Raw genomic sequence first — 23,026 nt, forward strand, 5'->3', positions numbered from 1 at the left:
CCCGATGTCTGGCCGCCCTCTCCTGGGCCCCGGCCTTCGCCGGGGAAGCGCTGCGTTGGGGATGCTTCTTCTCGCCGTGCCTGTTTACGCCGACAGCACGCTGCCGCCCGCACCGCTCGCCAACGTCCAGCTCAAGGACCCGGCGAAGGAAGCGCAGGCGCAGGCGTTGATGGCGACGCTGCGCTGCGTGGTGTGCCAGGGCCAGTCGATCGCCGACAGCGACGCCGAAATGGCGGGCGACATGCGCTCGCTCGTGCGCACGCGAATCCAAGGGGGCCAGAGCCCCGCGCAGATCCGCGACTGGCTGATCGCACGCTATGGCGACTATATCAGCTACGATCCGCCGTTCAGCGCGGTGACCGCGCCCTTGTGGATCACGCCACTGGTGCTGCTCGCGCTCGGCGCATGGCTCGCGCGAGCGAGTTTCAAGCGGCGGGGAACGCGCTAACCGCTTACCCGAGCAGCCCGTCCCACGCGCCGCCGAAGGCCGCATCCGCCGCATCGGCAATCGCCGCCATCGCCGCATCATCGCCTGCCAGCGCCGGATCGAACCCAAGCCCGCCCGACACCAGCCGGGCGAGCACCGCCGCAGCATCGCCATCCGCCGCTGCTGCCGCCAGCGCGGCGCCCGCCGGATCGACGATCGTGACGCCACCACGCGACCGCTGCATCAGGAACGCGATCCAGCACCCGAGCGCGACGACCACGCGCCGCGGCATCTCCCCGCGCGCGCGGTGCCAGGCGAGCGTATCGCCCAGTCGGTACGGGATCTTCTGGCTGCCATCCCCTGCGATCTGGTCGAGCCGGTGGACGATCGCGGGGTTGCGGAAGCGCGCCAGGATCTGCTGGCGATAGGCGTCATGATCGAACCCGGCGACCTGCGGCAGCGTCGGCAGGATCTCATCGCGGATCATCGCATCGACGAATGCGGCGAGGGCTGTATCGCGCATTGCGTCTGCAACGCTGGTCGCGCCGCGCAGCAAGCCCGCATAAGCGAGCGTCGAATGCGACCCGTTGAGCACGCGCAATTTCGCCTGTTCATAGCCCGCGACATTGTCGGTCAGCGTCGCGCCCGCGCTGGCGAGCGCGGCCCCGGCGGGGTCGCCGAGATCCTCGATCACCCATTGCGTGAACGCCTCGCGCTGGACCGCGGCGCGATCCTCTACGCCTAACGCTTCCGCAACATCGTCGTACAGCGCCGCGTCCGAGGCCGGGGTGATCGAATCGACCATCGTGCCGGGCACGCGCACTTCGCCCGCGATCCATTCCGCGAAATACGGGTCGAGCGCGCCGGCATAAGCGATCAGCGCGGCGTGGAGCTTCGCGCCGTTACTGGCGAGATTGTCGCACGGCATGACGACGAACGCATCGGTCCCCGCGGCATGGCGCGCCTCAAGCCCCGCGACGATCCAGCCGATCACGCTACGCGGAACTTCAGCCCCGGCAAGATCGTGCGCGATGTCGGGATGGTTGAAATCGAGGCTGCCGTCGGCGGCGAGGCAATAGCCCTTCTCGGTCACGGTGGTGGTGACGAGCCGCGTCGTGGGGGCCGCGAGCAGCGTCCGGATCTGCGCGGCATCGTCGGGGCCGAGAAACGCGCTGTGCGCGCCGATCACGCGGTGTCCGGACTTGGCGTCGCGCACGGCCAGCGTATACAGCCCCTCCTGCGCGGCGAGGTCGGCAACGGTGCCTTTGCTGCGCAGCGAGACTGCAGCAATGCCCCAGGTCGGATCGGTCGCGAGCAGCGTGTCGACATAGCTCGCCTGATGCGCGCGGTGAAACGCGCCGGGGCCGAAATGGACGATCCCGACCGGCGCAGGACTGCGCCGCGCGGGTCGCGCGATCGAGGACGGCAGCTGGTCCAGCGCGGCGTAGCTCAGTCGCGGGCGGTCATGCTGCATCGTCGTCTCGCTTCCGTGGTGCTCAAGGCGGGTAGCGATAGCGTTACCCCCGCCACCCTGCGCAATGCCAGCAGCAATCTCTCGCAACTTGTTCGTGGCGGCACCAGCGCTTACCAGACTCCGTACGACCCTGGTTCGGAAGGAAGACGATGACGCGGCGCCTGGAACTGCACCCCGACCGATTGTTTCCCGCCGACCCGACCACCCGCGCGATCGCGCGGGCGCTGTATGCCGGGATCGCCGACTTGCCGATCGTCAGCCCGCATGGTCACACCGACGCGCGCTGGTTCGCGGACGATGCGCCTTGGACCGACGCGACCGGCCTGCTGCTCGCACCCGATCACTATATCTTCCGCATGCTTTACAGCCAGGGAATCCCGCTCGATGCGCTGGCGATCCCGAGCCGTTCGGGCGTTCCCGCGACCGAACCGCGCGCGGCGTGGCGCGTTTTTGCGGATCACATCGCGCTGTTCCGCGGCACGCCGTCGCAGATGTGGCTCGACCACGTCTTCGCCGAAGTGTTCGGGTTCGACGTCGCGCTCGAGGGCGCAACCGCCGACCTGTATTTCGATACGATCGCCGAGAAGCTGGCGACCCCGGCGTTCCGCCCGCGCGCGCTGTTCGACCGGTTCGACATCGCGTTTCTCGCGACCACCGAGGGGCCGCAGGACGATCTCGGCGCGCACCACCGGATCCAGGAGTCGGGCTGGAACGGTCGCGTCGTCACCACCTATCGTCCCGATGGCGTGATCGACGTCGAGCATGAGCAATTCGCCCCCGCGATGGCGCGCTTCGCCGAGCTGACCGGCGAGGACGTCTATAGCTGGTCGGGCTATCTCGCCGCGCATCGCAAGCGCCGCGCCGACTTCCGCGCGGCGGGGGCGACCGCGACCGACCACGGCCATGCGACCGCGGCGACCGCGAACCTGACCCCGGCGGAGGCCGAGGCGTTGTTCGGCAAGATCGTGGGCGGCAGCTGGACGCCTGCCGATGCCGAGCTGTTCCGCGCGCAGATGCTGACCGAAATGGCGGGGATGTCGGTCGAGGACGGGATGGTGATGCAGATCCATCCCGGATCGTTCCGCAACCACAATGCGGGGCTGTTCGCCACCCACGGGCGCGACAAGGGGGCGGATATTCCGGTGCGGACCGAATATGTCCACGCGCTCAAGCCCTTGCTCGACCGGTTCGGCACCTCGACCGAGCTGTCGATCATCCTCTTCACGCTCGACGAGAGCGTCTATGCGCGCGAACTGGCGCCGCTGGCGGGGCATTATCCGTGCCTCAAGCTCGGCCCGGCGTGGTGGTTCCACGACAGCCCCGAGGGAATGCGCCGTTTCCGCGAGATGACCACCGAGACCGCGGGCTTCTACAATACCGTCGGTTTCAACGACGATACGCGCGCATTCCTGTCGATCCCGGCGCGGCATGACGTCGCGCGGCGCGTCGATTGCGGGTTCCTCGCGCGTCTGGTCGCGGAACACCGGATCGCGGATTGGGAAGCGGCCGATCTGGCGCAGGAGCTGACGAGCGGGCTGGTGCGGCGGGCGTATCGGATCGATGCGGCGGGGTGAGGGGGTGGCTCCCGATCCTGACGCCGTCATTCCCGCGAAGGCGGGAATCCAGAGCCAAGCAGAACAATGGCTTGCAGTTCTTGCCACTCCTTGACTCCCGCCTGCGCGGGAGAACACCTACGGTATCGCAGAGGCCATGCCTCCGCGGGGATGACGGATAGGCGCGTCGCGAACCGCAATTGAACAAAGGACGACATCATGACCTTCCTGGCCTTCGGCGAAATCATGCTGCGCCTGTCGCCCCCCGGGCGCGAAATGCTGATGCAGACGCCCAAGCTCGACGTGTGGCTCGCCGGCGCCGAAGCCAATGTCGCGAGCGCGCTGGCGCGGCTCGGGCATGACGTCGCAATCGTCTCGGCGGTGCCCGACAATGATCTCGGGCGGGCGGCGATCACGACCTTGCGCGGGGCCGGGGTCGATACGCGCGGCATCCAACTGCGCGGCGAGCGGATGGGGCTGTATTTCGTGTCGTCCGGCGCCGGGTTGCGCGCGACCGAGGTGATCTACGACCGCGCCTATTCGTCCTTCGCCGAAACGCCGAGCGCGGCGTGGGATTGGGACCGCTTGCTCGACGGGGTCGACCGGCTGCATCTGTCGGGGATCACCCCGGCGCTCGGCCCCGTGCCCGCCGAAAGCGCGATCGCCGCGGCCGAGGCTGCCACGGCGCGGGGTATTCCCGTCTCGTTCGACGGCAATTGGCGTGGCAAATTGTGGGAGCGGTGGGACAGTGATCCGCGCGCGATCCTGACGCGGTTGGTGGAACAGGCCGACCTGCTGTTCGGCAACCACCGCGACATCGCGCTGCTGCTTGGCCGCACGTTCGAAAGCGACGGCGAGGACCGGCGGCGCGAGGCGGTCGACGCGGCGTTCGCGGCTTTCCCCAGGTTGCAGACGATTGCCTCGACCGCGCGGCATGTCGAGCATGTCGACCTCAACCGGCTGTCGGCGCGGGTCGATACCCGGACCGATTCAGCGCAGACCGACGAGGTCGTGCTCGCCGGGATCGTCGACCGGATCGGCGGCGGGGATGCTTATGCTGCAGGCGTGCTGCACGCCATGCGGCGCGGCGAGGATGCTGCGGCGGCGGCGCGAACGGGGCTTGCGCTTGCTGCGCTCAAGCATTCGTTGCCGGGAGATGCGTCGCTGTTCCGTCAGGCGGATATCGATGCGTATCTTGCCGGCGGGCTCGATGTCCGACGCTGATCGGATCGAAGCGCCGATCCGCGTCGGGCTGGTCGGCTTCGGGCTGGCGGGGCGGTGTTTCCATGCGCCGTTGATCGCCGCGGTCGAGGGGCTCGTACTGGTCGCGGTCGTCTCGTCGCAGACGGATGCGGTGGCGCAGGCGTGTCCGGGGGCAGCGGTGTACCCCACGGTGGCGGCAATGCTCGACGACGCGACGATCGACCTGGTCGTGATCGCTGCGCCCGATGCGCAGCACGCGTCGATCGCACGTGCGGCGTTGCTGGCGGGCAAGCATGTCGTGGTGGACAAGCCGTTCGTGACCGACCCTGCCGACGGGGCCGCCTTGATCGCGCTGGCGCGGGATCGCGGGCGAATGCTGTCGGTGTTCCACAACCGCCGGTGGGACGGGGATTTCCTGACGGTTCGTCGCTTGCTCGATACAGGCACGCTGGGCGAGATGGCGCTCGCCGAACTACGCTGGGACCGGTTTCGGCCGACGATCAAGCAAGGCTGGCGCGAGACCGCGGGGGCTGGGTTGCTCAACGATCTCGGACCGCATCTGATCGATCAGGCGGTGCAGCTGTTTGGCATGCCCGACGCGGTTAGCGGCGATCTCGCGGTGCAGCGCGACGGCGCGCCGACCGAGGATTATGTCGAGGCGACGCTTTATTATGCTGCGCGGCGGGTGATCGTGTCGACCGCATCGCTGGTCGCGGCGCCGCGTCCGCGCTTTGCGCTGCACGGGACCGGCGGAAGTTTCGTCAAATACGGGATCGACCCGCAGGAAGCAGTGCTGCGCGGCGGGGGATCGCCGCTGGACGCGGGCTATGGCGTCGATGCCGAAGCGGATTACGGGACTTTGACGCTGGCGGACGGGACCGCGCGGCGCGTACCGAGCGAGCGTGGCGACTGGCGGGGCTATTACGCCGATGTGGCGGACGCGATCCGCGGTGCGGCCGCGCCGAATGTGACGGCGGATCAGGCACTTGCGGTGATGGAGCTGATCGCGCTGGTGCGGCGCAGCGCGTTGGAAGGGCGTCGCTTCGCGGTTCCGCTACGCGCGGAAGGTTAGGCGGAATCGTTTCTTGTTGCGCCGCGTTCTATGCGCGGCGGAGGGGGCAAGAGACGACTATGCGACAGAGCGGCGCTACGCTTGGCGAAAGCGCGTGATGTAGGACAGGCGCGACGGCAACCGCGCTTTTGCGGGGTTACGCCGGTGGCTCCCACAGTTCGATCGGAGTCCCTACGGGATCATGGATTCGCGCGAACCGACCCGCCCCGGACTGGTCCCATTCGGGGCGCGTCTCCACCGCGATCCCGGCGGCTTCGAGCATGGCGATCATCGTATCGAGGGCGTCGACCCGCAGGTTGAGCATCCACGGCTGGTCCGCCGGGAAATACTCGGTATCCGCGGCAAAGGGCGCGAACACCACTGGGCCGCCCAGCGTGGTCCAGGACCATGGATCGGGGGTCGCCGCCGGATCAGCGGAGCATCCCGCACCGATGCCGAGATGCGTGCGATACCACGCCGCCACGCCGTCCGGATCGCCTGTGCGGAAGAAGATCCCGCCGATGCCTTTGACCGCCATGTCGAGTCGCCCCCCGCGAATGTGCGGGGACCGTAGCATGACCGGATCCGTAACGAATGCGGGCTTTACGCTCGGGGGATCAGCGCGCCGACAGCAGCCCGTGGTCGATGTTGGGCAGGACATGCCGCGCGAACAGGTCGGCTTCCGCGGCGTGCGGATAGCCCGAGAGGATGAACGCCTCGATCCCCATGTCGCGGTACGCGTTGATCTTGGCGAGGACCTGATCGGGATCCCCGACGATCGCCGCGCCACAGCCCGAGCGCGCGCGCCCGACCCCGGTCCACAGGTTCGCCTCGGCATAGCCGTCGTCCGCGGCGGTCTCGCGCAGGGCCGCCTGCGCGGCGACCCCGGCGGAGGTCGAGTCGAGCGATTTCGCGCGGATCGCGGCACCTTCTGCTGCGTCGAGCTTGGACAATAGCCTGTCGGCGGCGGTGCGTGCCTCGGTTTCGGTGTCGCGGACGATGACGTGTGCGCGGTAGCCGAATTTGAGCGTGCGGCCATAAGCGGCGGCGCGCGTGGTCATGTCGGCGATGATCGCGGCGACCGCTTCCTGCCGGTCGGGCCACATCAGGAAGACGTCGGCTTCGCGTGCGGCGGCATCGCGGGCGTCTGGCGAGAGGCCGCCAAAATAGAGCAACGGTGCCTTGCCCGAGACGGTGCCGATCCGGGGCGGGTCGAGCTTGAGCTTCCAGAATTCGCCGTCATGGTCGAGCGGCTCGCCGTTGAGCATTGTCTTGAGGATCCGCATCAATTCGACCGTGCGCGCATAGCGCGGGGCGGAGCCGAGCGTCTCGCCGGGCATGTCGGACGAGATGATGTTGACCGTCAGCCGTCCACCGAGCAACCGGTCGATCGTCGCAATCTGGCGTGCGAGTTGCGGTGGCCAGCTTTCGCCGACGCGGACCGCCATCAGCAGCGCCATCCGCTTGAGCATCGGCGCGATCGCGGCGGCGAAGGCGGTGGTGTCGATCCCGAGCGCATAGCCCGAGGGGAGCAGGATATTGTCGAACCCGCCGCTTTCCGCCTGCAGCACGATGTCGCGGCAATGCTCCCAGCTCGACTTGAGCTTGGCATCGGGGACGCCAAGGAATTCATAGTCATCATCGCACAGCGCGGAGAACCAGCTAACTTCGCAAGGCAAGCAGGGCGCGCTCATGGCAAGCGTTCCCCGCGCGAGGCGATCAGCACGTCGTACCAGCTCTGCCGCGTGAAGCGGACCTTGTAGACGTCGGCAATCTCCGCGATGCGGCTAGCGTTCTGCGTCCCGACGATAGGGATCGCGCGGGCCGGATGCGCCATGATCCAGGCATAGGCAGCGGCGGCGCGGGAAACGCCGGCCTGTTCAGCAACGACGTCGAGCGCGGCGGCGACCGCCTTGGAGCGGTCATCCTCGGGCGACCCGATCCGTCCGCCGCCGAGTGGTGACCAGGCGAGCACCGCATGATCGCGTTCCATCGCCAGATCGAGCAGGCCGTTCTCGATCGGCCCGAGTTCGAGCGGCGACAATTCCGGCTGGAGGCTCGCGAGCGGGATCGTGAGGAACGCTTCGAGCGCGCGGATCTGCGGGATCGTGAAGTTGGACACGCCGATCGCGCGGACCTTGCCGGAGGACACCATATTTTCGAGTGCGCGCGCGACTTCCTGCGGGTGGGTCAGGATATCGGGGCGGTGGATCTGGTAGAGATCGACGCTCTCCACTCCGAGTCGCGTCAGCGACGCGTCGAGCGCCTCGGTCAGATAGGCGGTGCTCTGGTCATAGGGGAGCGGCGGGCGGATGCCGCCCTTGGTCGCGAGCATCATGCGATCGCGCAGGGCCGCGTCCTCGGCGGACACCTTGCCGAGCAGCGTCTCGGCGTCGCCGAATCCGTCCACCCCGTTGAATCCATAGATGTCTGCCGTGTCGAACAGCGTCACGCCCGCCGCGAACGCTGCGTCGATCAGCGCGCGGCCTTCCGCCACGGTCGATTGGCCGAAGCGCCACATCCCCCAGGCTATCGGACTGACCAGCAATCCGCTCTTGCCGAGGGGACGCAATTCGGGTGTAAGGATGATCTCAGACATCGTTGTCATATAGAGGTGAACGCCTTGGTCGAGCAAGTGCGATACGGACTGGTCGGCACCGGGATGATGGGGGTGGAGCATATCACCAACCTCGCCATCACGCCGGGTGCGGTGGTGACGGCGCTCGCCGATCCTGCCGAAGGGTCGCTCGGCTGGGCGCGCGACGCGCTTGGCGACCGGGCGGGGGCGGCGACTGCGTTCGATTCGGTCGAGGCGCTGGCGGCGAGCGGGCTGTGCGATGCGGTGATCGTCTCAAGCCCCAATTTCACGCATCGCAGCGTGCTCGAACCACTGTTCGATGCGGGCCTGCACATCCTGTGTGAGAAGCCGCTGGCGACGACGCTGGACGATTGCCGCTGGATCGTGGACCGCGCGGAACGCAGCGATCGCGTGTTCTGGACCGCGATGGAATATCGCTACATGCCGCCCGCCGCGGCCTTTATCGAGGAAATCCGGAGCGGTGCGATCGGCCGGTTGCAGATGCTGTCGATCCGCGAGCATCGCTTCCCGTTCCTCGTGAAAGTCGCCGACTGGAACCGCTTCAATCGCAACACCGGCGGCACGATGGTCGAGAAATGTTGCCATTTCTTCGATCTGATGCGGCTGATCACGCAAAGCGAGGCGGTGCGGGTCTATTGTTCGGGTGCGATGGACGTGAACCATCTCGACGAGACCTACGGCGGCGAGCGGCCCGACATCATCGACAACAGCTACACCACGGTGGATTTCGCGAACGGCGTCCGCGCGATGCTCGACCTGTCGATGTTCGCGGACGGGGCGGAGAACCAGGAAGAGATCACCGCGGTCGGCGATCAGGCGCGGCTCGACGTGCTGATTCCCGAGGGCGCGTTGGTCCATTCGCCGCGCGTGGGGTTCCGCAATCCCAAGCAGGCGACGCGGCGTGTCGTCGAGGTCGATCAGGCCGCACTCGATGCGGGGAGCCATCACGGCTCGACCTTCTACGAGCATCAGCGGTTCAACGCAGCGGTGCGCGGGGCAGGGCCGGTCGAGGTGACCGCGCGCGACGGGATGCTCGCGGTCGCGATCGGCACCGCGGCGGAGATCAGCGCGCGCGAGAAGCGCGTGGTGGAGATGAAGGAGCTGGGGTTCTGATACTTTAAGCCCACTCCCCCTCCCGTTCGTTTCGAGCGAAGTCGAACGGTCAGGACGCGACAAGCACAGCTTTACGCCGGGCAAGACTGACAGCGGTGTCCGGGACCGCAAAAGAGCAATACCCACCAAAGAAGTGGGATTACTGTACAGGGAGGGAATGATGATGACCAAGGGACGCTATCTGGCGGGGGCCGCAGGCTTCGCGCTGTTCGCCGCGACTCCGCTCTGGGCCCAGACCGCAGCACCCGCGCCGGTTGCTGAGCCGACCGCGCCGGTGCCGAATGCCCCCGACGAGGCACCCCCCGGCGACATCATCGTGACCGCGCAGAAACGCTCCGAACGGTTGCAGGACGTTCCCGTAGCGGTCAGCGTCATCTCGGGCGATGCGCTCGCGAGCCAGGGCAAGGTTAGCCTTGAGGGCGCGCAATATCTCGTTCCCACGCTTAACTTCCTCAAATCGGGGACGACGCTCAACCAGTCGCTGTTCCTGCGCGGGGTCGGCACATCGACCTTCTCGATCGCGGGCGAGCCGTCGATCTCCACCGTCGTCGACGGCGTCGTGTTCGCGCGCGCGGGCGAGGCGTTCGGGGATCTGGTCGACGTCGACCAGATCGAAGTGCTGCGCGGGCCGCAGGGCACGCTGTTCGGCAAGAACGCGAGCGCGGGCGTCATCAACATCATTTCCAAGAAACCGACACAGACCTTCGGCGGCTATCTTGAGGCGGGGTTCTTCACCGACAGCGAATATCGCGGGCGCGCGGCGATCAACGTGCCGCTGGGCGACAGCGTGCGGTCGCGGTTGACGGGGTATTACACCAATTACGACGGCAACATCCGCAACACCGCGGTCAACAGGATCGTCAACGGGTTCGAACATTATGGCGGCCGGTTGCAAGTGGATGCGGATGCCGGGCCGAACGTGAAGCTCGCGTTCATCGCGGATTATCACCGCAATGACGACGATTGCTGCGGCGAGGTGATCGCGACCGGGCCGATCAACACTGCGACCGGCGCGGTTGTCACCAATGCATCGTCTGGCGCGCTGCCGACCCCGCGTGGCACCAACACGCGCTCGATCGCGCAGGATCTCGTCACGCGGACCAAGGAAACGGGTTACGGCTTCTCGCTTCAGGCGGATCTGACCGCGGGGACGCAGACCGTCACTTCGATCACCGCCTATCGTAATTACAAGAACACCGAGATCCGCGACGGCGATTTCCTGCCGGGGGCCTATGTCGGGTTCAACCAGCTGCACGATTTCGGGCCGCAGACCGGCGACACGTTCAGCCAGGAACTGCGGCTGACCTCGCCCGGCAACCAGTTCCTGACCTATGTGCTGGGTGCCTATTATTCGCGCGCGGCGAGCGAGCGGATCTTCACGCGCAACGACGTGGTCTGCAACACGACGCCGGGGACGACGCCGAACCCGCTGGTGCCGTGCGGCAGCGCGGGGGCGCCCGCCACCACCCGGCCAAGCGGCACTGCCGATTTCGGGTCGGTGTTCAAGAACATGGCCTTGTTTGGCCAGGGCACGATCAATCTGGCGGAGCGGTTCCGGCTGATCGGGGGCTTGCGCTACACGATCGACCAGCTCGACGTGTTCCATTCGCGCGTGACTGCACTGGCCGGGCCGGGGATCAACCCGAACTTCGATCAGGGTGTGTTCAACGGCGGTCGGGGCGGCGGCGTCTCCAACGGCATCCCGTTCCGCGCCAAGGCGACCAACGAGAATCTGTCGGGCAAGGCGGGCGTCCAGTTCGACATCAACCGCGGCTCGACCGCCTATGCGACCTTTGCGCGCGGCTATAAGGGGCCGGCGTTCAACGTCTTCTACAATCTGACCGCTACGGGCACGAACACGATCGCACCCGAGACGTCGGATTCCTATGAGCTGGGCCTCAAGAACACCTTCTTCGACGGCAAGCTGACGCTCAACCTTGCAGCCTATTACGCCAAGTACCGCAACTTCCAGGCGAACAACCCGGATCTGGTGGCGGGCGTGGTGGTCACGCGCTTCACCAATGCGGGCGACGTGTCGACGCGTGGCGGCGAGCTCGACGCGACGTTCCGCCCGTTCCGCGACCTGAGCTTTACCGGCGGCGTCGCGTATACCGATGCGCATGTCGATCAGTTCCGGGCGCCCCCGGGGGCGGCGGTGGTGCCGTCGGGAACGCCACTGGGGTTTGCACCCAAATGGAAGGGCAATCTCAGCGCGGATTACCGTGTGCGGACCGGCGGGTTCGCGGACATCTTCCTCGGCGCGCAGGGGTCGTACCAAAGCAGCCAATTGTCGCTGTTCTCGGCGGATGCGGTGCAGCGGCGGCTGGGGACGATCGGGGCGTATGGGCTGGTCAATCTGAGCGTCGGGCTGGCGACGCCGGACGACCGGTACAAGCTGACCTTCCAGGTGCGGAACCTGTTCGACCAGAGCTTCGCCGCGTCGATCATCAACGGCGGGCCGGGGCAAGCGTATCGCTACCAGATCCCGCGCGACGCGGACCGGTATTTCGGGGTAACCGGGCGGGTGACGTTCTGATTTCTTGATCCTCCCCGGTACGGGGAGGGGGACCGCCAGCCTTCAGGTTGGTGGTGGAGGGGGGGCTCTCCGCGAGCGGAACGCGTGTGGCGGGCACCCCTCCACCATTCGCTGAATGCTCATGGTTCCCCTCCCCGTGCCGGGGAGGATTGGTGGTTCTGCGCCTTGTTCTGCCGCGCGGGCGGGAGTTCAGGGTTGCGGACGTGACGCCCGGAACACGGCGGCGTCTCACCTCCCACCGTTCGTCCTGAGTAGCGACCGAGTAGGCGAAGCCGTATCGAGGGCGCGTATCGAAGGACCGTCACACGCGGTAACCTGTCCTTCGATACGCGCCCTCGATACGCCCCGGAGAGGGGCTACTCGGTCGCTACTCAGGACGAACGGTGAGGGTAAGGTTGGGACGCGGTGGCGCGCCCAAAGTGCAACCGGTCCCCCTCAATGCGCCACCACCAGCCCATCGCCGCGTTCGCACTCGTCGATCGGCGCGACCAGATTCCGTCGATGCGGATCGGTATTTTGGGGTGACCGGGCGGGTTACGTTCTGAATTCTTGATCCTTCCCGGCACGGGGAGGGGGACCGCCGGCCTCCTTCCGGCTGGTGGTGGAGGGGGCCTTCCGCAAGCGGAACGCGTGTGGCGGGCACCCCTCCACCATTCGCTGAATGCTCATGGTCCCCCTCCCCGTGCCGGGGAGGATTAGTGGTTCTGCGCCTTGTTCTCCCGCGGAGGCGGGAGCCTAGGGTTACAGGCGGGGCGCGTGGGTTCTAGGCTCCCGCCTTCGCGGGAGAACGGTGGGGTTTGGTGCGGGCGCTCCCACAAACCGTTCGGGCTGAGCGAAGTCGAAGCCCCTTGCATAGCGCAAGCCCTTCGACTGCGCTCAGGGCGAACGGAAGGGGGGCACCCGAAGTATCTAGCCGTTCGGGCTGAGCGAAGTCGAAGCCCCTTGCGTAGCGCAAGCCCTTCGACTGCGCTCAGGGCGAACGGAAGGGGGGCACCCGAAGTGTCTAGCCGTTCGGGCTGAGCGACGTCGAAGCCTCTTGCGCAGCGCAAGCCCTTCGACTGCGCTCAGGGCGAACGGAGAGGGGCATATGAAAGCCCCTCAATGCGCCACCACCAGCCCATCGCCGCGTTCGCACTCGTCGATCGGCACGATCCGCGGGATCAGCAGGTGGATCGCGAGCAGCGCCGCCAGATACGACCCCGCGCAGATCGCCAGCGCGGGCGCATAGCCCCAGCCTTGCGCCAAAGCATAAGCCTGGAACTGGATCATTCCGATCGAGCACAAATTCCCGCAGAACGCCGCGATCCCGATGCGCGAGCCGACCGAGCGCGCGGGGGTGATGTCGGTCACCACGCCGAACACGTTGGTCGAGAACCCCTGGTGCGCGAACAGCACGAGCCCAAGCAACAACGCGGCCGACCACGGGCTCGACACGCTCTGGACGAACACCACCGGCAGCACGAGCAGCGCATAGCCCAGCATCGTAAGCTTGCGCGCGCGATCGACGCTCCACCCTGCCGCCATCAGCCGTGAGGGCAGGAACCCACCGGTCAGCGCGCCGCATGCTGCAAGCAGATAGACCAGCGCCACCGGCAGCCCGAGCTTGCCTTGTTCCATCCCGAACAGACGGTGGAACAGGTCGGGCAGCCACAGCAGCATGAAGAACCACACCTGATCCGACAGCACCTTGGCGATCGCGATCGCCAGAGTCCCGCGCGTCCACAGCACCTTGAGCCACGGAACGGGGGCGGGCGCGACCGCATCGAGTGCGACCGGCTGGATTCTGATCGAGAACCACACGACGACCCAGATCAGCCCGAGTCCACCCGCGACGAGGAACGCCGCCTGCCACCCGAAGGCGAGCGCGAGGGCCGGAATGAACAAAGGCGTGACGATCGCGCCGATATTGGGCGCGGTATTGCCGATCCCCAAAGCGATCTGGCGGTCCTTGTGGTTGAAATAGGTCGCCGCCGACTTGACCGCGGCGGGGGTGCCGACCGACTCCGCGATCCCGAGCAGGATGCGCGCAGCGAAGAAGGCGGGGACCGTGGTGGCAAAGGCATGCGCCATGCCCGCGAGGCTCCACACCAGCACCCCGAGCGCGAAGCCGATCCGCAAGCCCACCCGGTCGAGGAACCAGCCGGTGCCGAGGAACGCGAATGCGGTCGCGACCTGGAAGGCGGTGCCCATATTGGCATAGTCCTGGTCGGACCAGCGGAACTGCGCCTCCAACGTGGGCTTGAGCAGCGCGAGGATCTGCCGGTCGACGTAATTGAGCATCACCGCGACGAACACCATCGCGACGATGATCCACCGGGCCGACCCGCCTCGCATTGCCATGAGCGTTCCCTCCTGATCTTTTGGTGCGACAACGGTGTCAGATATCGCCGGGTTCGGCTAGACCGATCGCATTCCGTCACCCCGGAGCTTGTCCCTGGGGTCACTGCGCCGCAAGACACGACGGTGCGGTGTGCGGCACGGGGAACCCCGGGACAAGCCCGGGGGAACGCAAAAGGGGCGGTGAAGCGCAATGGCATCCAGGCAACCGAACCGTCCGCTGCCGATGGCGGCCGATCTCTACGGCGACCTGTACGGCGACGCTTCGGCGAGCCCCAAGCGCGACTGGCGGGGATATCTGCCGGGGCTGGTGGTGGTGGTGATGGGGACGCTCGCCGCGGGGTTCCTGTCGGATCATTACGGCGTGCCGCTGACGTTGATGGCGTTGCTGATCGGGCTCGCGCTCAATTTTCTGAGCGCGGATTCGCGGCTGACGCCTGGATTGGCGTTCGCGTCGCGCTCGTTGCTGCGCTGGGGGATCGTGCTCGTTGGTGTCCGGATTACCTTCGGGCAGATCGTCGCGCTCGGGCCGGTCGCGTTGCTGTGCGTCGTCGGGATCGTCGTGCTGACGATGGCGGTGGGGGTGTTCGCGGCGCGGCGCTTCGGGTTCGATACCGCATTCGGGTTGCTTGCGGGCGGGTCGGTCGCGATCTGCGGTGCAAGCGCGGCGATGGCGCTGGCGACGACGCTCGGCGAGAAGCGCACGACTCAGGCGCAGCTGACATTGGTGCTGGTCGGCATCTCGGCAATGAGCGCGTCGGCGATGATGCTGTACCCGCTGGTCGCGCACGCACTCCAGATGAGTGACCTCAAGGCGGGGTTCCTGCTTGGTGCTGCGATTCACGACGTCGCGCAGGCTTTGGGCGCGGGCTATTCTTACTCGGATGGTGCGGGCGGGATTGCCGCGATCGTCAAGCTGACGCGGGTGGCGTTGCTCGCGCCGGTGCTGGCGGTGGTGGCGGTGGGGCTTTCGCGCTTCGATCCGAAGGGTGGGGCGGGCAAGGCCAAGGGGCCCGGCGTGCCGTGGTTCGTGGTCGGGTTCTTCGTGCTGGCGGGGATCAATTCGTTCGGAGTGATCCCGCCGATCGTCGCGACGGGCGCGGAAAAGGCGGCGGCGGCGATGCTGGCGGCGGCGGTGACCGCGACAGCGATCCGCTCGCCGCTCGCGCAATTGCTCGAGGCGGGGCCGAAGCCGTTGTTGGTGATCCTGATCGCAACGGTGGCGGCATTTGCGTTTGCGCTGGGGGCGGCGGTTTTTCTGATCGGGTGAGGGGGCTCGCGCGGTGCGCGGGGCTTCGACTGCGCTCAGCCCGAGCGGTGGGGAGGGGGCACGCCCTAACCCCGCCCCGTTCATCCTGAGCGAAGTCGAAGGACTTGCGCTGCGCTTGGGGCTTTGACTGCGCTCAGTCCGAACGGAAGATGGACCTGTGCGGGGTCGTTCTGTTGGCCGTTCAGCAACTTTAGCCAGCCACCACGCCGGTCGACTCCCGCACCACCAGCTCGAACGGCAACTCGCGCTGCTCCGCCGGAGCCTCCGCATCGACCGGCGCGAGCAGCAAGTCCGCCGCCTGATACGCCATCTGCCGCGTCGGCTGGCGGATCGTGGTGAGCGGGGGCCAGACGAACCCGGCCATTTCGGTATCGTCGAACCCTGCGACCGACAGCTGTTCGGGCACCTTCAGCCCGCGGCGATGCGCGGTGGTCAGTGCACCCGCCGCCATGTCGTCGCTCGACGCGAAGATCGCGGTCGGCGGCTGGGGCAAGTCGAGCAACACCGCCGCCGCCGCCGCGCCCGAGGCGAAGTCGTAGCTGCCCTCGCGCACCAGCGTGGGATCGAACGCCACGTCCGCCGCCTCCAGCGCGTGCATGTATCCGCGCAACCGCTGTGCGCTCGTCGCATAGCTGGGATGCCCGGCGATAAAGCCGATCCGGCGATGCCCGAGCGACAGCAGATGCGTGGTCATCACCGCCGCCGCCGCCGCATTGTCGATGAAGGTCGCCGGCCCGAGCGCAGGGTCGCTCCCCGGCGAGACGCGCACGAACCGCACGCCCCTGCGCGCGAGCAAGTCGAGTACATCGGGATTGTCTGACACTGGCGGAGTGAGGATCAGCCCGTCGACATGCGTCGCGTCGACCAGACTTTCGAGTTCGTCGAGCAAGGTGGTGGCGTTGCGATCATAAGGCTGCGCGATCATCCGCACCCCGTCGAGCACGCAGCGGTCGCGGATGCCCGACTGCATCTCATAGACATAATAAGGGCTGGGATTGTCGCAGATCAGCGCGATCTGGAAACTGCGCCGCCCGGCGAGCGAGCGTGCGGCGGTGCTCGGACGGAACTTCAACTCCGCCACCGCCGCCTGGACGCGCGCGCGGGTTTCCGCGCCGACATAGCGTTCGTTGTTAAGCACGCGCGAGACGGTCTTGATCGACACGCCCGACAGTCGCGACACATCCTTGATCGTTACGCGCAATCCGTGTGCCCCCCGCGGCCGCCCCCCGGGCCTGACCCCGGTGTGCCGCAGGGCGCGCACGACGGCAACAGTCACGCCATGATATTGCGCCCGCGGGCGACAGTCGCCGTATGGCCGATCCGGCCGGCGGGGTTCTTCGTCTTGATCGTGTCGACCATGATCCAGTCGTTGCTGACGGTCGCGGGGGTCAGCGTCATCGTCATGTACCCGCGGCGGCTGGTGTCGCACCATTTGAGTTCGGGGTTGGCCTTGACCAGCGCGGCGGCGATCACCTTGGGGTCGGTCTTGCTCGCGGCTTCATAGCCCGGCGACGTGACTGCGTGGCCGGCGAACTCGACCCCGGCGGGCTTGCCGTCCTGCCCGAGATCATAGGCCCAGGCATTGTGGCTGTCGCCCGACAGCACGACGAGGTTCGCGCCGAGGCTCTGCGCCTTGCGCAGGAAACGCGCACGAGCAGCGGGATAGCCGCCCCAATTGTCGTAATTGAACGGCAACCCGACCTTGGCCGCGGCGACGCCCGAGAGCAGGTAGCCACGCGCGCGTTCGGGGGAGTCAGGGGAGAGCCAGCTCATCGCCTGCGCAGGCATCACGGTCTGACCCATGATCGTGCCGAAGCCGACGATCTGCCATTGTTGTCCCTGCCGCACCGATTGCGCCATCGCATGGGCGAGCCAGCTTTCCTGCTGCGACCCCATCATCGTGACCGCGGGGTCCATCCACGCGCCGTCGCGGAACGCCTTCAGCGCGCTGCCGGGATCGCTCGCCTCGAACAGCGGCGCGACATCGGGTTGCCTGGTGCGCGCGAGCAGCCGCGTCTCGGTGCGGAACAGCGGAGCAAGCGTGCCGATCTCATAGGATTTCCACGGCTCGTCCGAGACCGGCATCCATTCGCGATACGCCTGGATCGACGCGGCGCGGCGGGCATTCCAGTCGCCTTCGTTCGCCTGGTGGTTCTGCGCGCCGCCTTCCCAACTGTCGTTGGACGATTCATGGTCGTCCCACTGGACGATCATCGGATGCTTGGCGTGGAATGCCATCAGATCGGGATCGCTGCGATAGCTGCCGTAGCGTAGCCGGTAATCCGCGAGATGGAGCAGCTCACCCGCGGGAAGCGGCACGCGGCCGGCGACCTGATCCTTCACCGCGGGATAATCGCCGGTCTCATATTCGTAGAAATAGTCGCCGAGATGGATCGCGAGATCGACATCGTCGCGTGCGGCGGCGTGCGCATAAGCGTTGAAAAAGCCGTACGGCATGTTCGAGCAGGAAAAGATGACGGTGCGGAAGCGATCGACCGGGCCGACCGGGAGCGTCTTGGTCGTGCCGACGGGCGAGAAGCTGCCGTCGGGGGCGACGAAGCGGTAGTGATAGCGCGTGCCGGGCTTGAGATTGTCGACCGTGATCTTCGCGGTGAAGTCGCGCCACACCCCGGTGATCTGCGCGCCGCCCGAGACGATCCGCGCGAAATCGGGCGTCTCGGCGATTTCGACACGGAGTTCTGCCGTGTCGCCGGTCGCGGGGACGTAGCGCGTCCATAGCAGCATCGTATCGCTGCCGGGTTCGCCGCTCGCGACCGAATGGGTGAAGCCGCGTGCCTGCGTGACATTGGGGCTCTGTGCGAAGCCGGGCACCGCGAACGCGCCCAATCCCAGCGAGCCGGTGAGCAACAGCGAGCGACGATCGATTTGAACGGTCATGGTGAGTCTCTATGCTTGTCCCGGAAAGCCGCTCCTGCCCTGAAGATATGGCGTGCGCGTGACACTATCGGGGGTGCGTGCTACCCGGCGCCGCGATGGAGCCAACCGTTCCCGTGCGTATCGGTCTGCCCGTCCGGCTTCTGGCCGCGGTGGTGGTGCTGTTTGCGCTGCTCGCGTTGTTGCGCCCGATCGATCACGACGAAAGCCAATATGTCGCGGCAGCGGTGCTGAGCGCGCACGGCGACCTGCCGTACCGCGATTACGCCTATCTCCAGACACCGCTGCAACCGTTACTGTTTGCGCCGCTGGCGTGGTTTGCGGGGGCGCTTGCGTGGCCAATGCTGCGGTTGGCGAACGTGGTGCTAGGCGCGCTGCTGGTCGGATGCGTCTGGCGCGCGAGCCGCGAAGCGGGGGCGACGCCGCGCGCTGCGCTGATCGGCGCGGTGCTGTTCGCGACGTGCGACTGTTTTCTGTTCAGCATTGCGACTGCGCGCAACGATGCTTTGCCCGCCTCGCTGCTGGGGGTCGCGATGGTGCTGATCGTGCGGGCGCGCGACGGGCGGGGCAGTGCGATCGGGGCGGTTCTGACGGGCTTGCTGCTGGCCGCGGCGGCGGCGGCGAAGGTGTCCTATGCGCTGCCTGCGGTTGGCTATGGGCTGTATGCGCTGATCGATCGGCGGCATCGCCCGTTGGCGGTTCTGGCGGGCGCGCTGCCGATCGTGGCGCTGGTCGGCTGGACCTGGGCGCAGGCGCCTGCGGGTTTCGTGTTCGGTACGCTCACGTTTCCGGCGCGTGCTCCCGCCGAATATTACCGTCTTACACCGTGGAAGCTGACGTGGACGGCGAAAGCGGTCGATGTGCTGAAGTTCCTTGCGCTTGGGCCGGCGTTGATCGCGCTGGTGCTGGCGGTGCGCGGGGGATGGCGGCGGGTGCCGGTTTTTGCCGTTCTTGTAGGCGCGGGGCTGGTTGCCGCGGTGCTGCCGTTTCCGACGTGGCGGCAATATCTGCTCCCGCTCCTGCCGCCGCTATTCGTGCTGCTCGCGCTGGCTTGGGCACAGCGACCGCCGGTGTGGTGGGTGCGGATCGTGACGGTGGTGTTCGTCTGCGCGGGGCTTGCGCCGACTGTCGCGGGGCTGATCGTTGGTGGGGGCGGTGGAACGGGGCGGGTGCCGATGCTGGCGGCGTTGCGGGATGGGCGTGCGGTTCGGGATGCGCTCGACCGGGCGGGGGTGGCGGGGCCGGTCGCGACGCTGTCGCCGCAGTTTCTGGCCGCGACGGGGCGGTTGCCGGACGTGCGCTTTGCCACCGGGCCGTTCTATTTTCGGAGCCATGCGCTGGTTGCGCCGGGGGCGGAGGCGGGGTTGCACCTCGTGTCCGAGGATCGGCTGGGGGCGCTGGCGATGCCTCCAGTCAGCGCTTCCCCGGCGAAGGCCGGGGCCCAGTTGCGACCGGAGGGGTATCGGGCGTTGCGCTCACCCATCTTGACCTACGCTACTGGGCCCCGGCCTTCGCCGGGGAAGCGTTCAAAGGATGGGGTAGGAAATGGTTCACGCTTGCCCGCCGCGATCCTCGTCGGGGGTGAGGCCAAATGGAGCAGCGGCAACCCCGACCTCGACGCACGGCTCGAAAACTGGGCGATCGCACATGATTATCGCGCGGTTCCGGTCGCGTCCCCGCGCCTCCGGCTCTACGTCAGGCGGCCCTGAGCAGCTTCCCCGCGCGCTTCGCGTCGACCAGCCCCTGGTAATAGTCCATCAGCTCGATCGTATGTTCGCGGTCGCTGCGCACCTTGGTCGCCGCGACCAGCGCCGCGCGGCGCAACACGCGCTGGTCGCGCGCGAACAGCCGGTGGATCGCGCTCGCCGCGCTTTGCGCGTCACGCGCGGTGTAGAATTCGGACGACAGCGGATCGGCGACTTCGGCGCAGCCGCCGGTGTCGGGCACAATCAGCGGCAATCCGCCCGCCATCGCTTCGGACGCGACCAGCCCGAACGGCTCGGCTTCCGACCCGTGGATCAGCGCGTCGCAGCTCGCGACGATCCGCGCGAGCCGTTCGCGGTCATAGACCGGGCGGAACATCCGGATATGCGGCGACCCCGCAATCCGCGCCTCGATCTTGGCGCTCTCCACGCCGGTGCCCAGCAGCATCAGCCCGACCGGCAAGTCCGCGCCGGCGCGCTCGACCGCGTCGATCACCAGCCGCCAGCGCTTCTCGGGATGATGCCGTCCGAGCCCGAGCAACAGATGCCCATTGGGCGGCAGATCGCATTGCGCGAGCAGCGCCGCGCGCAGCCGGTCGTCGCGTAGCTCGGGCGAGAAATGCCCGCGCTCGATCCCCAGCGGCATCGACGCATCGATCCGCACGCCGCGGTTCTTCAGCCGCTTCTCGAGCGCGGGGCCGTTGGTGACGACCGCGTCGAAATGGACGAGGAAACTGTCCATGTAGCGGCTGTACCAGTTGAACGCGCGTTCGATCCGTTCCTGCGGCGCAAGCCCCTCCAGCCAGCGCAGCGCATAGGCCGCCATATTGTCGTTGTGCATGAAGAACGACTTGACCGCATTCCCCTGCCATTGGCCGACCACCCAGGGGAGGCGCCATGGCGATGAGGTCTCGACCACGTCGGGTTGCAACTGGTCGAGCAGGCGCGTGACGGGTGCGCCCTCCCAGAAGATGCCGTAATTGGCATCAAGCGGCAAATGTCCGGTCTGCACCGTGATGACCTGCCCGCCGCCCGGACGTTCTTCAATGCTCGGCACCCGGCCCGGCGCGATGACGATAAGTTCATGCCCGAGATCGGCCATGATCCCCATCTTGCGGTCGATATAGGTCCGCACGCCCCCGCCGGTGGGGGAGTAGAATTCGTTGACGTCGACGATGCGCATCGGATCAGTCGCCCTGGATCGGCCCGAAACCGCCGAGGCCGCGCAGATATTGCGCGTGAATATCGATGGATACAACACCCTCCGGAACGACGATCCGCCCCTGCGTCACCTTCGGCCGCGACCGGCCGAGTTTGGTGTTGCTCGGGAAGCCTGCGCCATCGGCCCAGAAGTTGAACTTGTTGCGGCCGTCGCGATTGTGCGTGAACAGCAGCGCATAGGGTCCGGGGGTGGGGACGCGGATGCACAGCACGACCGGCCCGGTGGCGGGCGTGGGCAGACGCACGCGACGGAAGAATTTGCCTTCCTTGATCAAGTCGCGATCGTCCTTGAGGAAATCGGCCTCGGTCGCGGGATAGAGTTCGAGCTTGAGCTCGCCCGTGCGGTCCTTGAGCCCGTCGACCGTGACGCGGATCGCGGGGCCGCCGCCGGCGCAGGCCGCCGCGTCGCTGCCGATCGCCGCTTGCGCCGCAAACGCCGGGGCCGCCGCGAGCGACATGCCCGCGAGAACCGTCGTCATCACCAGCCTCAGCACCATCGTCAGGATTTCCTAATCAGATCGACCAGCCCGAACACCGCGACCAGTGCGACGTGAACCAGCAGGGGCAGCGCCGCCGTCACCGCGATCAACACGGACAGCTGCGCGTCCTGCCCGATCAATAGGGTGGCGAAGGTGGCAAAAAGAAGGTCCTTATTCGGCACGAGCGGCAACCGCCCGACGATCATCCGCGCCGCCGACAGCAGCAGCCACATGCCGACCGGCACGATCGGCAGGCCGTAATGCCAGGCAAAGGCGGTCAGCACCGATCCCGCGATCAACCGCAGGCAATGTACCCCGAAGATCCACCACAATGTCCGGCGCGGCAGCGAAAAGACGCGTTTGGAGAAGATCAGGAACGGCAGCGACATCGCGAACACGCCGACGACCGACCAGATCGCGGTGTGGAGTTGCGATTCGGTCATCAGTCCGACGCCGAGCGGCAGCGCGAGCGCGATGATCGCGAGCGTCACCATGTTGCCCGCGATCGCGGACAGGATGCTGACGTCCTTGACCGCGCCGAACGGTGCCGCGACCATCGACGAACGCTGTCGCGCCCAGGCGTAGAAATACGCCTCACCCGAATAATTGAGCACGTCATTGGCGATCCGCTTCTTGGCGAGCGCGACATAGCCCGATGCGGGGATGCCCCACAGATGGCGGAAGATGATGAAATCGCCCGTCACCGGCGCCACGTAGAGGAGCGCGAAGAATAGATAGAACAACGGGTTGCGCGGCATGGCCGACCACAGGTTGTCGACCCCCATCGCATGCAGCTTGAGCCCGAGCCACCCGATCATGAACAGCGTCGCCGCTGCCCCGAGATACGCTGGCCAGCGCCGCCGCTTGCGCGTCATCGGCTCGAGGCCGGCAAGATCGGGGGCACCGGCGATCCCCGGCAGCGTCGGTATGGAGAGGGGAGCGGCAGGTGTTCCCGTCGCTACCTCTATGCCCGGCCCGGTCGTCAATTTGTTCACGTGGCGAAAGTGTCCGCTTGTACGCCGATCAGGGGATCAGGGCGATCGATGCGCGCCCTTACCCCGAACCATGCGGCGCGGCAAATCGGCTGCGACGGGACCGTCATAACGTATGATGGTTTACCGGCCGTGCATTAATGAGGATCAGCAGGGAAACATTTGCGACACAG

18 protein-coding genes are annotated in these 23,026 nt (G+C 67.1%); 8 read left to right on the forward strand and 10 right to left on the reverse strand.

Annotated elements, in window-relative coordinates; translation table 11 throughout:
• Nucleotides 1-61: 61 nt before the first annotated feature.
• Nucleotides 62-448: a cytochrome c-type biogenesis protein gene (locus ABIC17_RS01505; protein ID WP_354279422.1), complete on the forward strand. Its 387-nt coding sequence runs from the start codon at nucleotides 62-64 to the stop codon at nucleotides 446-448.
• 4 nt (nucleotides 449-452) lie between these two features.
• On the opposite strand, the gene ABIC17_RS01510 is transcribed toward ABIC17_RS01505, so the two are convergent.
• On the reverse strand, nucleotides 453-1,901 hold the full coding sequence (locus ABIC17_RS01510; RefSeq protein WP_354278893.1) for a mannitol dehydrogenase family protein: 1,449 nt from the start codon (nucleotides 1,899-1,901) through the stop codon (nucleotides 453-455).
• A gap of 149 nt (nucleotides 1,902-2,050) precedes the next feature.
• Here ABIC17_RS01510 and uxaC point away from each other — a divergent pair, with 149 nt between their 5' ends.
• The 3 genes from uxaC (at nucleotide 2,051) to ABIC17_RS01525 (ending at nucleotide 5,729) form a co-directional block, all read left to right on the forward strand.
• Nucleotides 2,051-3,475, forward strand: a complete 1,425-nt coding sequence (uxaC, locus tag ABIC17_RS01515; RefSeq protein WP_354278894.1) for a glucuronate isomerase — start codon at nucleotides 2,051-2,053, stop codon at nucleotides 3,473-3,475.
• 198 nt (nucleotides 3,476-3,673) lie between these two features.
• Nucleotides 3,674-4,678, forward strand: coding sequence for a sugar kinase (locus tag ABIC17_RS01520; protein WP_354278895.1), 1,005 nt, complete (start codon nucleotides 3,674-3,676; stop codon nucleotides 4,676-4,678).
• Nucleotides 4,665-5,729 carry an oxidoreductase gene (locus tag ABIC17_RS01525; RefSeq protein WP_354278896.1) on the forward strand — a complete coding sequence of 355 codons (1,065 nt, stop codon included), beginning with the start codon at nucleotides 4,665-4,667 and terminating at the stop codon, nucleotides 5,727-5,729. Before ABIC17_RS01520 ends, ABIC17_RS01525 begins: the two co-directional genes overlap by 14 nt.
• A 136-nt stretch (nucleotides 5,730-5,865) precedes the next feature.
• On the opposite strand, the gene ABIC17_RS01530 is transcribed toward ABIC17_RS01525, so the two are convergent.
• The 3 genes from ABIC17_RS01530 to ABIC17_RS01540 are packed head-to-tail and all read right to left on the reverse strand — an operon-like array spanning nucleotide 5,866 to nucleotide 8,307.
• On the reverse strand, nucleotides 5,866-6,285 hold the full coding sequence (locus ABIC17_RS01530; RefSeq protein WP_502958388.1) for a VOC family protein: 420 nt from the start codon (nucleotides 6,283-6,285) through the stop codon (nucleotides 5,866-5,868).
• Between the two features lie 40 nt (nucleotides 6,286-6,325).
• Nucleotides 6,326-7,402 carry an LLM class flavin-dependent oxidoreductase gene (locus ABIC17_RS01535; protein ID WP_354278897.1) on the reverse strand — a complete coding sequence of 359 codons (1,077 nt, stop codon included), beginning with the start codon at nucleotides 7,400-7,402 and terminating at the stop codon, nucleotides 6,326-6,328.
• Nucleotides 7,399-8,307 (reverse strand): aldo/keto reductase, encoded by a 909-nt coding sequence (locus ABIC17_RS01540; protein WP_354278898.1) that lies wholly within the window; start codon nucleotides 8,305-8,307, stop codon nucleotides 7,399-7,401. The genes ABIC17_RS01535 and ABIC17_RS01540 overlap by 4 nt, the downstream gene beginning before the upstream one ends.
• 36 nt (nucleotides 8,308-8,343) lie before the next feature.
• On the opposite strand from ABIC17_RS01540, the gene ABIC17_RS01545 reads away from it, so the two are divergent.
• Entirely contained in the window at nucleotides 8,344-9,420 is a 1,077-nt protein-coding gene (locus ABIC17_RS01545) for a Gfo/Idh/MocA family protein (RefSeq protein WP_354279425.1), read from the forward strand.
• Nucleotides 9,421-9,577: 157 nt separating this feature from the next.
• Entirely contained in the window at nucleotides 9,578-11,956 is a 2,379-nt protein-coding gene (locus ABIC17_RS01550) for a TonB-dependent receptor (protein WP_354278899.1), read from the forward strand.
• Nucleotides 11,957-13,054: 1,098 nt separating this feature from the next.
• On the opposite strand, the gene ABIC17_RS01555 is transcribed toward ABIC17_RS01550, so the two are convergent.
• Entirely contained in the window at nucleotides 13,055-14,296 is a 1,242-nt protein-coding gene (locus ABIC17_RS01555) for an MFS transporter (RefSeq protein WP_354278900.1), read from the reverse strand.
• 223 nt (nucleotides 14,297-14,519) lie between these two features.
• Here ABIC17_RS01555 and ABIC17_RS01560 point away from each other — a divergent pair, with 223 nt between their 5' ends.
• The gene (locus ABIC17_RS01560; protein ID WP_354279426.1) at nucleotides 14,520-15,563 is read left to right on the forward strand and encodes a YeiH family protein; all 1,044 of its coding nucleotides are present in this window, start codon (nucleotides 14,520-14,522) and stop codon (nucleotides 15,561-15,563) included.
• Between the two features lie 190 nt (nucleotides 15,564-15,753).
• Here ABIC17_RS01560 and ABIC17_RS01565 read toward each other — a convergent pair whose 3' ends face one another.
• A complete protein-coding gene (locus tag ABIC17_RS01565; protein ID WP_354278901.1) occupies nucleotides 15,754-16,764 on the reverse strand; it encodes a LacI family DNA-binding transcriptional regulator in 1,011 nt (336 codons plus the stop codon).
• A 71-nt stretch (nucleotides 16,765-16,835) separates the two neighbouring features.
• Nucleotides 16,836-18,461 carry an alkaline phosphatase D family protein gene (locus ABIC17_RS01570; RefSeq protein WP_354278902.1) on the reverse strand — a complete coding sequence of 542 codons (1,626 nt, stop codon included), beginning with the start codon at nucleotides 18,459-18,461 and terminating at the stop codon, nucleotides 16,836-16,838.
• Nucleotides 18,462-18,556: 95 nt separating this feature from the next.
• On the opposite strand from ABIC17_RS01570, the gene ABIC17_RS01575 reads away from it, so the two are divergent.
• Nucleotides 18,557-20,167 carry a DUF2029 domain-containing protein gene (locus ABIC17_RS01575; RefSeq protein ID WP_354278903.1) on the forward strand — a complete coding sequence of 537 codons (1,611 nt, stop codon included), beginning with the start codon at nucleotides 18,557-18,559 and terminating at the stop codon, nucleotides 20,165-20,167.
• Here the strand turns inward: ABIC17_RS01575 and ABIC17_RS01580 are convergent.
• From ABIC17_RS01580 to ABIC17_RS01590, 3 genes are read right to left on the reverse strand one after another with little or no spacing between them, the layout of a single operon-like run.
• On the reverse strand, nucleotides 20,154-21,344 hold the full coding sequence (locus ABIC17_RS01580) for a glycosyltransferase (protein WP_354278904.1): 1,191 nt from the start codon (nucleotides 21,342-21,344) through the stop codon (nucleotides 20,154-20,156). The two genes, ABIC17_RS01575 and ABIC17_RS01580, sit on opposite strands and share 14 nt — an antisense overlap.
• A 4-nt stretch (nucleotides 21,345-21,348) precedes the next feature.
• The gene (locus ABIC17_RS01585) at nucleotides 21,349-21,885 is read right to left on the reverse strand and encodes a DUF2141 domain-containing protein (protein WP_354279428.1); all 537 of its coding nucleotides are present in this window, start codon (nucleotides 21,883-21,885) and stop codon (nucleotides 21,349-21,351) included.
• Nucleotides 21,882-22,856 (reverse strand): hypothetical protein, encoded by a 975-nt coding sequence (locus ABIC17_RS01590; protein ID WP_354278905.1) that lies wholly within the window; start codon nucleotides 22,854-22,856, stop codon nucleotides 21,882-21,884. Before ABIC17_RS01590 ends, ABIC17_RS01585 begins: the two co-directional genes overlap by 4 nt.
• Between the last annotated feature and the right edge of the window lie 170 nt (nucleotides 22,857-23,026).

The sequence above is a fragment of the Sphingomonas sp. PvP056 genome (assembly GCF_040549155.1).
Classification (GTDB): Bacteria; Pseudomonadota; Alphaproteobacteria; order Sphingomonadales; family Sphingomonadaceae; genus Sphingomonas.

Excerpts from the sequence above, each read along its gene's own strand:
- ABIC17_RS01505 (WP_354279422.1), top strand. The coding sequence starts at position 62 with ATGCTTCTTCTCGCCGTGCCTGTTTACGCCGACAGCACGCTGCCGCCC.
- ABIC17_RS01510 (WP_354278893.1), bottom strand. The coding sequence starts at position 1,901 with ATGCAGCATGACCGCCCGCGACTGAGCTACGCCGCGCTGGACCAGCTG.
- uxaC (WP_354278894.1), top strand. The coding sequence starts at position 2,051 with ATGACGCGGCGCCTGGAACTGCACCCCGACCGATTGTTTCCCGCCGAC.
- ABIC17_RS01520 (WP_354278895.1), top strand. The coding sequence starts at position 3,674 with ATGACCTTCCTGGCCTTCGGCGAAATCATGCTGCGCCTGTCGCCCCCC.
- ABIC17_RS01525 (WP_354278896.1), top strand. The coding sequence starts at position 4,665 with ATGTCCGACGCTGATCGGATCGAAGCGCCGATCCGCGTCGGGCTGGTC.
- ABIC17_RS01530 (WP_502958388.1), bottom strand. The coding sequence starts at position 6,285 with ATGCTACGGTCCCCGCACATTCGCGGGGGGCGACTCGACATGGCGGTC.
- ABIC17_RS01535 (WP_354278897.1), bottom strand. The coding sequence starts at position 7,402 with ATGAGCGCGCCCTGCTTGCCTTGCGAAGTTAGCTGGTTCTCCGCGCTG.
- ABIC17_RS01540 (WP_354278898.1), bottom strand. The coding sequence starts at position 8,307 with ATGTCTGAGATCATCCTTACACCCGAATTGCGTCCCCTCGGCAAGAGC.
- ABIC17_RS01550 (WP_354278899.1), top strand. The coding sequence starts at position 9,578 with ATGATGATGACCAAGGGACGCTATCTGGCGGGGGCCGCAGGCTTCGCG.
- ABIC17_RS01555 (WP_354278900.1), bottom strand. The coding sequence starts at position 14,296 with ATGGCAATGCGAGGCGGGTCGGCCCGGTGGATCATCGTCGCGATGGTG.
- ABIC17_RS01560 (WP_354279426.1), top strand. The coding sequence starts at position 14,520 with ATGGCGGCCGATCTCTACGGCGACCTGTACGGCGACGCTTCGGCGAGC.
- ABIC17_RS01570 (WP_354278902.1), bottom strand. The coding sequence starts at position 18,461 with ATGACCGTTCAAATCGATCGTCGCTCGCTGTTGCTCACCGGCTCGCTG.
- ABIC17_RS01575 (WP_354278903.1), top strand. The coding sequence starts at position 18,557 with ATGGAGCCAACCGTTCCCGTGCGTATCGGTCTGCCCGTCCGGCTTCTG.
- ABIC17_RS01580 (WP_354278904.1), bottom strand. The coding sequence starts at position 21,344 with ATGCGCATCGTCGACGTCAACGAATTCTACTCCCCCACCGGCGGGGGC.